This window comes from Brenneria populi, from assembly GCF_036016195.1.
In the GTDB taxonomy this organism is placed as follows: domain Bacteria; phylum Pseudomonadota; class Gammaproteobacteria; order Enterobacterales; family Enterobacteriaceae; genus Brenneria; species Brenneria populi.
The window spans coordinates 41,420-51,425 of the sequence record NZ_JAYWTM010000033.1; the positions used below are offsets into that span (position 1 = coordinate 41,420).

The window sequence follows — 10,006 nt, forward strand, 5'->3', positions numbered from 1 at the left end:
GGTAACAACATTGATGACGCATCTCTTGCACGCTGCCGACCTCACGCTCGCGTACGATAAAAAAATCATCGCGCAAGCATTGAACGTCACCATCCCGGATAATCAATTCAGCGTGATTATCGGCCCTAACGCCTGTGGAAAATCCACCCTGCTGCGCGCGCTGTGCCGGCTGTTAAAACCGCTGGCGGGCGAGGTGCTGTTGGACGGTAAAAACATTCACCAGATCCCCACCAAGGCGCTGGCCCGACAAATCGGCCTGCTGCCGCAACAGGCCATCGTGCCGGACAACATCACGGTGGCGGACCTGGTGGCGCGCGGACGCTATCCCCATCAAAGCCTGCTGCGACAGTGGAGTACGGCGGATCAGGAAGTGGTGGAGCAGGCCATGCTCGCCACCAACGTTCATACGCTGGCCGAACGCAGCGTGGACGAGCTATCCGGCGGACAGCGGCAACGGGTCTGGATAGCCATGGTGCTGGCGCAGCAAACGCCGCTGCTGCTGCTGGACGAACCCACCACCTGGCTGGATATGACGCACCAGATCGACCTGCTTGACCTGTTTCGCGATCTCCAGCAGCGGCACGGCCGTACGCTGGTGGCGGTGCTGCACGACCTGAATCAGGCCTGCCGCTATGCCGATAACCTGATCGTCATGCAGGCCGGAAAGATTATGGCCCAGGGGAATCCGGCCGAGATTATCAGCGCCGATCTCATCAAACGGGTGTTCGGCATGTCCTGCGTCATTATTAACGATCCGGTGTCCCATACGCCGCTGATCGTGCCCTGCGGACGCTACCATCCGGCGCCGGACGACGCCGACGCCCTGAAGCCGACCGCCTAAGGCGGCCGGCGGGGAAAGGGCGAGGAACGTTTAGCCGTCGGCCTGTTCCAGCGTCGGATAGTCGGTATATCCCGTAGCGTCGGCGCTATAGATGGTCGCGCTATTCAGCGCATTCAACGGCGCATTGCGGCGAAAACGCTCCGCCAGATCCGGATTGGCGATATACAGCCGGCCGAAAGAGGCCGCGTCCGCTTCACCGTCGGCGATCAGTCGCTCGGCGGACTCCCGCGTCAGGCCGTCGTTGGCGATCACCGCGCCGAAAAAACGCTGGCGGATCAGCGGCAGAATGCGCAGCGGCGTCGTCAGCGCTTCGCGCACGAAAATAAACGCCAGCCGCCGCTCGTTCAACTGCTCGGCCACGTAGCCGAACAGAGCCTGCGGGTCGGAATCCTGCATGGTGTGGGTGTCGGACATGGTGTTCAGATGGACGCCCACCCGATCCGCCGGCCAAACCTCCAGTATCGCGTCCACCGTCTCCAGCAGGAAACGGGCGCGGTTGGCGATGGAGCCGCCGTACTGGTCGGTGCGTTTATTGGAGCCGTCATGTAGGAACTGGTCGAACAGATAGCCGTTGGCGGCATGGATTTCCACACCGTCAAAGCCGGCGCGTTCGGCATTTTCCGCCGCGCGGCGAAAATCCGCCACCAGACCGGCGATCTCTCCCGTCTCCAGAGCCCGGGGCACCACATAAGGCTTATAGGGACGAATCGTGGCGACGTGCCCTTCCGGCGCAATGGCGCTGGGCGCCACCGGCAGTTCGCCGTCCAGATAGATAGGGTCGGAAACGCGCCCGACATGCCATAGCTGAACAACCACTTTCCCGCCGGCCTGGTGCACCGCGTCATTGATCTTTTTCCAACCGGCGATCTGCTCTTCCGACCAGATGCCGGGCGTGTTGGGGTACCCCACCGCCTGCGGCGTGACGGCGGTGGCTTCGGTCAAAATCAGGCCGGCTCCGGCGCGCTGCGCGTAATATTCCAGCGACAGTTCGCTGGGAATGCGTTGTTCAAAAGCATGCATACGGGTGAGCGGCGCCATAACAATACGATTGGATAACGGAATAGCGCCTATCTTGATGGGATCAAACAAATCTGGCATAGCATTTTCCTTAAGTCTTAAACCACAATAAATACAGGGTTATATGCAGGTAAAACTTAGCGACCACAGGCTATAATGGCCCAGCCGGCAAGGAAACACGCAACATTGCGTGCGCTACGGCTATACAATTAATAACTAACTCAGTAACAAAAAAATATAATACCGACCTATACGCCAACTTACGCCGGCGGCGTCAGAGATCCGCGCCTATCGCCGCGGGGATGGCGGGGAAGGTTGCCGACTATGGCGTTCATCAGATTTCCGCCGGCGTTTTCCGCATAAAAAAAGGCTTCTGAGAATGTCAGAAGCCTGATTGACGATCGCCGGCGGCGGGATTTAGACGCCGGTCTGGAAAATCACGCCATCCGCTTTTTCGGTATATTGATGCAAGCGGTCGAAGTTCAGATAGCGATAGGTATCCAGCGCGGTTTTATCCACCTGATCCATGTAGGTCTGATACTCATCCGGCGTCGGTAGCCGGCCCAGCAGCGAAGCCACCGCCGCCAGTTCCGCGGAAGCCAGATAAACGTTGGCGCCGGTCCCCAAACGGTTCGGGAAGTTACGCGTAGAGGTAGAAACCACCGTCGCGCCGTCCGCCACGCGCGCCTGGTTCCCCATGCACAGCGAGCAGCCGGGAATTTCGATACGCGCTCCGCTTTTACCGAACACGCTGTAATACCCCTCTTCGGTCAGCTGCGCGGCGTCCATTTTAGTCGGCGGCGCTACCCACAGGCGAGTCGGCAACTGTCCCTTGTGGCTATCCAGCAATTTGCCGGCCGCGCGGAAGTGGCCGATGTTGGTCATACAGGAACCGATAAAGACTTCGTCGATCTTCGCGCCGGCCACGTCGGAGAGCAGGCGCGCGTCGTCCGGATCGTTCGGCGCACAGAGAATCGGCTCTTTGATTTCCGCCAGATCGATATCGATCACCGCGGCGTATTCCGCATCCTCGTCCGCTTCCAGCAATTGCGGATCGGCCAACCATTTCTCCATCCCCTGAATACGGCGCTCCAGCGTACGACGATCGCCGTAACCTTCCGAGATCATCCACTTCAGCAGCACAATATTGGAGTTCAGATACTCGATAATCGGCTCTTTACCCAGTTTGATCGTGCAACCCGCGGCGGAACGTTCCGCCGATGCGTCGGTCAGTTCGAACGCCTGTTCGACCTTCAGATCCGGCAGGCCTTCGATCTCCAGAATACGCCCGGAAAAAATGTTCTTTTTGCCTTTCTTCTCGACGGTCAGCAGCCCTTGTTTGATCGCATACAGCGGGATCGCATGCACCAGATCGCGCAGGGTAATGCCCGGCTGCATTTTGCCTTTGAAGCGCACCAGCACCGATTCCGGCATATCCAGCGGCATCACGCCGGTCGCGGCGGCAAACGCCACCAGCCCGGAGCCCGCCGGGAAGGAGATGCCGATCGGGAAGCGCGTGTGGGAGTCGCCGCCGGTGCCGACGGTATCCGGCAGCAGCATGCGGTTGAGCCAGGAGTGAATCACCCCATCCCCCGGACGCAGCGATACCCCGCCGCGGTTCATAATGAAGTCCGGCAGCGTATGGTGCGTGGTCACGTCGACCGGCTTGGGATAGGCGGCGGTATGGCAGAATGACTGCATCACCAGATCGGCGGAGAAGCCCAGGCAGGCCAGATCTTTCAATTCATCGCGCGTCATCGGCCCGGTGGTATCCTGAGAACCGACGGACGTCATTTTCGGTTCGCAGTATTCATTCGGGCGAATGCCGGCGACGCCGCAGGCGCGGCCGACGATCTTCTGCGCCAGCGAGAAGCCCCTGCCGCTATCGGCCACCGCCTTGGCAAGACGGAACACGGCGCTCGGCGGCAGCCCGAGCGCTTCGCGCGCTTTTGCGGTCAACCCGCGGCCGATAATCAGCGGAATGCGGCCGCCGGCGCGCACTTCATCCAGCAGCACATCGGTTTTGAGCGTAAAGGTCGCCAGCACCGCGTTGCTGTCGTGACGACGGATTTCCCCTTCATACGGGTAAATATCGATAACGTCGCCCATGTTCAGATCGCCGACGTCCACCTCGATCGGCAAGGCGCCGGCATCTTCCATGGTATTGAAAAATATAGGCGCGATTTTCCCGCCCAGCACCACCCCGCCGCCGCGCTTATTCGGCACATGGGGAATATCGTCGCCCATGAACCACAATACGGAGTTGGTGGCGGATTTACGGGACGAGCCGGTGCCGACCACATCGCCGACATAGGCCAGCGGAAAGCCCTTCTTATTCAACTCTTCAATCTGTTTGATTGGGCCGACCACGCCCGGCCGATCGGGCTCAATGCCTTCGCGGGCGTTTTTCAGCATCGCCAGCGCGTGCAGCGGGATATCCGGACGCGACCAGGCATCGGGCGCGGGAGACAGGTCGTCGGTGTTGGTTTCGCCGGTCACCTTGAATACGGTAACGGTAATTTTTTCCGCCAGCGCCGGACGGGAAAGGAACCACTCGGCGTCGGCCCAGGATTGAACGACCTGTTTGGCGTAGGCGTTACCGGCCTTCGCCTTCTCTTCCACATCGTAGAAGTTGTCGAACATCAGCAGCGTATGGGACAGCCCTTTTGCCGCGATCGGCGCCAGGGTTTCGCTATCCAGCGCGTCGATCAGCGGATGGATATTATAACCGCCTTGCATGGTGCCCAGCAGTTCGACGGCTTTCTTCGGATCGATCAGCGGGGAAACGGCTTCGCTCTTGGCGATCGCCGCCAGAAAGCCGGCCTTAACATATGCCGCTTCGTCAACGCCGGGGGGAACGCGATTGATCAGCAGATCCAGCAACACGTCCTCTTCGCCAGCCGCGGGATGTTTTAATGACTCCACCAACGCCGCCATCTGCGCGGCATCCAACGGCTTGGGGACAATCCCCTGTGCAGCCCGCTCGGCTACGTGCTTACGATATTCTTCTAGCACGACTTTCTCCTCGCTCTTATTGTCTTCATTTACGCCCGGTGCTCCTGTCCTGATTCTAATGTCCAGCCGGCATTCCGGCACGGGATTGTAAGGTAAAAGAGTGACCGGCTCAGCCTCGTCAGCCTATCATAATTTGAATTGATTGTTAATTAATTAACATAACGGCAACATTAAGTTAATTTTAACCGCCGTATATCGCGCTAATCCGCTAACGGCCGACGTCCGAAGATTAACACGCCGGCGGTAAAATCGACCATAAATTATGGCGCTACCGATAGGCGGCCGAAGCGCGCCTACGCAGCGGCGGCAGGCGGAAATGCGGGTCACTTAAGTAATGCCGTTCACTTAAGTCGGTTTTTAGGGGAAACACCGGGGGAGGTTCCCGTAGGGACGCCTCATCCCTGTGGCCGCCCCGTGTATCTCGATGCTTAAACGATCGGCGTTAGGGTATGGCGGCATAATAAATCGCTATGCAAACTATCCGCCCGTTTGCCGATAGTTTCCTAAGGGGCAGGTTGATATCAACGCCATTGGGAGTGCATATGTCCTTTTTACGGAATGTTACTATCAGAAAGGTTTTACTGGTCATCCTCAGTCTTTTTCTTCTGCTATGGGGCGGCGTATCGTGGTTTACGCTGTCATCCCTTAATCAGGCCACCCACTACCTGACGCTCGGCAATACGCAGGTAGACGCGTTGAATACCCTGACGAACGGCACCGATCAGGCGCTGCGCTCGGTAATCCGCATTAACCGGGCGATGACGCTAATGCAAAGCGGCAAGCTGGATGATATCGATGCGACCGTATCATCGGCCGACGAGGCGCTGAAAAGCAGTCAGGAAAATCTCGAAAAATTTAAACATCAGGCGCATACCAATATCGATCGGCGCATCGTCGATAACGTCGTAACGTCATGGAGCAAGTTGATCGAGCAGGGTCTGCAGCCGATGATGACCGCCCTGCTGGAAAAAAGGTTCGCCGAATACCGGCGCCTGTTCCGCGACGATTTTCAGGCGCTGAACGAAACCTTCATTAGCGCGGCGGGCGACTATCAGCATATCGCCTCGGATAACTCCACCGTGCAGCACGTCTATACGCTGGTCGATTGGTGTAAAAAAATTCTGGTGGCGGCGATGATCGCCGGCGTCGTCATTCTACTGCTGACCGACCGCTACCTAACGGGCTTTATCGTCAAGCCCCTGGGGCGCATCAGAGATCATTTCCGCACGCTGGCGGCAGGCAAACTGGACCATTCGCTGGAAGAGTTCGGCCGCAACGACGCCGGACAGCTCATCCCCTATCTGCGGGAAATGCAGGAGAGCCTGAAAATAACGGTAACCGCGATTCGCAACGGCGCGGACGCCATCTATCAGGGCACGGCGGAGATCAGCGCAGGCAACAACGACCTCTCTTCGCGCACCGAACAGCAGGCCGCCGCCCTGCAGGAAACCGCCGCCAGCATGGAGCAGTTGGGCGCCACGGTAAAACATAATACCGATAACGTTCATCAGGCCACCGGGCTGGCGGAAAAGGCCTCCTCGGTTGCTAAACAGGGCTGGGAAATGGGACGCGAGCTCGGAGAGATCATGGGCGACATCGCCACCAGCTCGCGCAAAATCAACGAGATCACCGGCATGATCAACAGCATCGCCTTCCAGACCAATATTCTGGCGCTCAACGCCGCCGTCGAGGCCGCCCGCGCCGGCGAACAGGGGCGGGGATTCGCCGTAGTGGCCGGAGAAGTGCGTAACCTGGCGCAAAAAAGCGCCCAGGCGGCGAAAGAGATAGAGGGGCTGATCGCCGAGTCCGTCGAACGCGTGAACGCGGGCGCCAGCCAGGTGACGCGCACCGGCAACGTGATGGACGACGTGATTGCCTCCATCCGGCAGGTCAACGACCTGATGGCGGAGATCGCCGCCGCCTCGGACGAGCAAAATCAGGGAATCGGCCAGGTGAGTCAGGCGGTGACGGAAATGGATGGCGTAACGCAACAGAACGCCGCGCTGGTGGAGCAGTCGGCCGCCGCCGCCGCGTCGCTGGAAGAACAGGCGCGCCAGCTGATGCAGGCCGTCGCTATTTTCCAACTGGAGCAGGAGCAGGCGCACGACGAAGCGCCGTCAAACGCGCCGGCGGCGCCGCGGCTGTCGATGATGGCGTCTTGACGGTTGAGCATCGCCGGCGTTTGATGACAACGCGCGTTGAACGGCGAGAAGCGCATCGATGGACTGAACCGGCCCGGACGGGCCGGTTACGGTTCAGCTCCGGCGGGAACATACTGGAAATGAGCGCGCAGCGCGTGCTGCAAAGCAAACAGGGGGGCCGATTGATGCGACTGCTCCGCATAGATATCCAGCGTTACGCATAGATTCGGCGAGCGGTTTTGCAACGACCACGCCAGCTCTCTAACCCCGTCCACCATTCGCCGCTGATGCCGGTGCCGGCATAAAGCCAAACGCTGCTCAGCGGGCAGGCTCATCTCCCAGCGATCCAGAGACTGCTCATATTCGCCGACCGATAGAGCCAAACCGACGGGCCGCGTCATTTGCGGCAGGACATCGGTGAGAAAAGGCGCGATTTTCTGGATAAGATACTCCCCATTCCACCAGACGGACGGGCTGGCGGCATAAAAATGTTGAAAGGCGTTCGGGGAAACAAGCAGCGTATCGACAGTGAACAATCCGCCATAAGAGTGGCCGAATAACGCGCTCCGCCGACAATTAATGGAATAGCGCGCGGCGATAAATGGCGTGAGCTCCGTTTGAATAAACTGACGAAACCCCGCGGCATTGCCCGCCATACCCGCCGGATAATACCCGCCCTGTGGATTCGCTTCCGGCACGATACGCTCTACCGCCGGGCGGTAATCCCGCTCCCGTCGGGTGGGCCCATCGTAATCAATCGCCACGATAACGCCCGGCGTCATGCCGCAACGCGGATAGGACAACGACGCCATCAATGACACCGCTATGGGAAAATAACGCGCGCCGTCCAAAAGATAGATAACCGGCCACCCCTGCGGCGGAGCGGGGCTATCGGGGCAAAACGTCATCAACCGATAGCGCCCGCACACGGCTGAGCTAAACAGCTCGTCCGTGGTATTGCGTAACTGATACACGCATCCTCCCAGACCGTATTCTTATTTATGCTGACGTAATATTCACCGGGCACAAAGTAAAAATCCGGTGGGGAGCATGCCCGCACCGGAAAAGGTAACGATGTGATAGTGCAATGCCTGTCGGCAACCGCTTAAAAACGGGTATTCAGACTGACAAAAAAGGTTCTGCCCGGTTCATTGTAGGTCGCCGCGCCGGCGCCGGCGCCATTATTGTTCAGGCTCTGCGCATTGCCGGCGCGGAACTGGCGTTTATCGAACAGGTTATCCACCCCGGTCGTTACGCTTACGTATTTATTGATATCGTAAGTGCCGCTCAGCCCGAAGACGGCATAAGGACTCACCTCATGTCGGTCGTAGCCGGTGGTTTCAGTTCCCTGATAGTTATATTTTTTCGGTTTCTGGCGACCATACCAGGTCATATCGGCCAGGAAAGAGAGGTCTTCGGTCGCCTGCCAGCTGACGGAGGAGTTCAGCGTGAATTCCGGCGTGATGGATAACCGATCGCCAGTGGTTTTATTTTTCGACTGCAGCATCCAGGTAATATTATTGTTCCAGCTAATGCTATCCGTAACGGGAATATTCAGCGTACCTTCCAGTCCCTCAACCAACGCTTTGGGGACGTTTTCCCATTGATAAATCGTGGAGTTGGCATAGCTTCCGGTTCCGCCTTGCGCACTGCCTTGCGAATGGGTGCCGGATTCGATCTTATTGCGATAATCGTTACGGAAGTAAGTCACGCCGGCCTGATAGCCGTTACGTTTGAACTCAATACCGACTTCCTTATTGATACTGGTCTCCGCTTTCAGATCTTCATTGCCCATCAGATAACAGGAACCGCCGCCATAGCAACCGTTGCCGCGGCTATACAACAGATAGTTGGGATTCAACTGATACAGATTGGGCGCCTTATAGGCCCGAGCGATCCCCATCTTCAGGGTAAAATCTTCTCCCAGCTGCTGAGACAGGTTCAGCGACGGGCTCCAGTTATTCCCCACCATGCTGTGATGATCGAAACGCAGCGCGGGCGTCAGCATCGTGCTATCGGTTACCTCGATATTGTCCTCCATAAAAATGGAAGCGATACGCGCCGATATCTTGTCGCTGCGGTTCGTGTCGCTGATGGAGCCGATGCTGCCGCCTTCGGTGGTGGTTTGCGTATTGGAGGCGGGGTCCGTCATCTTCTGTTCAACCCACTCGACGCCCACGGTGGCGGTCTGGTTGAACAGCACATCCAGGGGAATATTCGTCTCGCTGTGGGCGGTGTAAGTGTTCAGCTTAATGGTCGAGTAGTCATTTCCCGTCGGCCGACCGGCCGGGCCGCCTGATAGCTGTTCAAAAATACGGGTATTGTGGGTGTTCTCATACTGCAGGTAAGAGAGCGCGCTGACGCCATTGTCCCAATACCCACGATGGGTAACGGAAAAATTCTGCCGGTACATGCGGTTGGTTTCCTGGCCGTACTTCTCCAGCGAAGCCGAGTTGCTGTTGTTGTTTTCGGTATCGCCGGCGTAGATATTGCCCTGACGGCTGCTGCCGGCCTCAAACTCCAGCGTCTGCTGCGGCATAAACTCCCAGCGCAGCAGGCCATTGATATCCTTATTGCGCACCCCTTCCCGCCCGGCTGGGATCGTTGTTACGCTAGGATTCAACTGATGCCCATCGTTAATATCTATCGCGTCCGCCTGGGTTTTATTGATATTGCCGTACAGACGGAAGCTGAGCGTATCGGTCAATCCCCCCATCAGGCTGAAATCGGTACGTTTCGTCGCCCCTTCAGACTTATGCTCCGGCATATTCATATAGGTGTTCCAGGTGCCGTGCAGCTCCTGAGTGGGCTGTTTGGTAATAATATTCACCACCCCGCCCGCCGCGCCGTTGCCGTAGCGCGCCGCCGCCGGACCGCGCAACACTTCGATGCGCTCCACCATATCGGCGGGAACCCAGCTGGTATCGCCGCGGGTATCGCGCTCGCCGCGCCAGCCATAGCGTACGGCATTGCGGCTGGAAACCGGCTTGCC

6 protein-coding genes are annotated in these 10,006 nt (G+C 58.3%); 2 read left to right on the forward strand and 4 right to left on the reverse strand.

Going from position 1 to position 10,006, the window contains the following annotated elements:
• Positions 1 to 13 precede the first annotated feature (13 nt).
• The gene (locus tag VSX58_RS20505) at positions 14 to 841 is read left to right on the forward strand and encodes an ABC transporter ATP-binding protein (protein WP_327619725.1); all 828 of its coding nucleotides are present in this window, start codon (positions 14 to 16) and stop codon (positions 839 to 841) included.
• 30 nt (positions 842 to 871) lie between these two features.
• Here the strand turns inward: VSX58_RS20505 and VSX58_RS20510 are convergent, their stop codons facing one another.
• Together VSX58_RS20510 and acnB are read right to left on the reverse strand one after the other, a co-directional pair.
• Complete coding sequence (locus VSX58_RS20510; protein WP_327619726.1) at positions 872 to 1,939, reverse strand: alkene reductase; 1,068 nt, start codon at positions 1,937 to 1,939, stop codon at positions 872 to 874.
• A 336-nt stretch (positions 1,940 to 2,275) separates the two neighbouring features.
• The gene (gene acnB, locus VSX58_RS20515) at positions 2,276 to 4,873 is read right to left on the reverse strand and encodes a bifunctional aconitate hydratase 2/2-methylisocitrate dehydratase (protein WP_327619727.1); all 2,598 of its coding nucleotides are present in this window, start codon (positions 4,871 to 4,873) and stop codon (positions 2,276 to 2,278) included.
• A gap of 542 nt (positions 4,874 to 5,415) precedes the next feature.
• Between acnB and VSX58_RS20520 the strand changes: the two genes are divergently transcribed.
• Positions 5,416 to 7,035, forward strand: a complete 1,620-nt coding sequence (locus VSX58_RS20520) for a methyl-accepting chemotaxis protein (RefSeq protein WP_327619728.1) — start codon at positions 5,416 to 5,418, stop codon at positions 7,033 to 7,035.
• Positions 7,036 to 7,121: 86 nt separating this feature from the next.
• Here the strand turns inward: VSX58_RS20520 and VSX58_RS20525 are convergent, their stop codons facing one another.
• Together VSX58_RS20525 and VSX58_RS20530 are read right to left on the reverse strand one after the other, a co-directional pair.
• Entirely contained in the window at positions 7,122 to 7,988 is an 867-nt protein-coding gene (locus VSX58_RS20525; protein ID WP_327619729.1) for an alpha/beta hydrolase, read from the reverse strand.
• Between the two features lie 131 nt (positions 7,989 to 8,119).
• The coding region (locus VSX58_RS20530) for a TonB-dependent siderophore receptor (RefSeq protein ID WP_327619730.1) at positions 8,120 to 10,006 on the reverse strand (1,887 nt) is incomplete at its 5' end.